1 pseudogene is annotated in these 684 nt (G+C 55.7%); it reads right to left on the bottom strand.

Features of this window, described 5'->3' with window-relative positions:
• Nucleotides 1-684, bottom strand: a pseudogene (locus HMPREF2955_RS14090) (RHS repeat-associated core domain-containing protein); the annotation flags it as partial.

Raw genomic sequence — 684 nt, 5'->3', positions numbered from 1 at the left:
GCGCATTGTCAGGGTCTTCGGGCTTCTGCCATTGGATGGGCGGACCAGGGACATCTCCCTTGTCGTTAAACTTCGGTCGTTGCACCCAACCTTCGGGTACAGAGTGGTCGCCCAGCTCGCCGATGATGGTGTTGTAGCCATAACCCGTGTTGTCGGGATCGGCCGTCGCACCCTTCATCGTGGGCACACCCCGTGGCGTGCCTAGCTTGTGGTAGTAGTCCTCGCGTTGTTTCTCTATCTGCAGCATGCGGGCAGCATAGTCTTTCTGGCCTGCCGTAACGTTGTTGCTGCTGATGCCATAAACGTTGCTGAACTTACCTGTCCCAAGTTTGGAGGCAATTCGTTTGTCGCCGATAAAGTAATGCTTGGTAAAGCGGTTCTTCGTCACGGTGATAATCGGGGCGGGGTAGATGGTGTAATCCTCGGTTTCGTGGAACGTCATTCCCTGTGGCGCACCATTTACATACACGCCTTCAAGGTCGCCGTGGCTCTTGACGATGCGCTCACCGGCGGCATTGTAGGTGTATCGGCTGGTCTTGCCGTTGTCCGACAATACCATCAGGCGGTTGTCCTCGTCCCAATACATTTTCCGCTCGGTGTTCAGACTGTCGTTCTCCACCAGTGTTGGGTTGCCATTGGCATCGTAGGTGTAATGCTCATGCCCTATCTGCGTGGGAGCCGTGG

The organism is Prevotella sp. HMSC073D09 (assembly GCF_001814145.1).
Taxonomy (GTDB): Bacteria; Bacteroidota; Bacteroidia; order Bacteroidales; family Bacteroidaceae; genus Prevotella; species Prevotella conceptionensis.
Note: the sequence above shows the minus strand (reverse complement) of the source record. Positions and strands in the feature narration are given on the sequence as shown.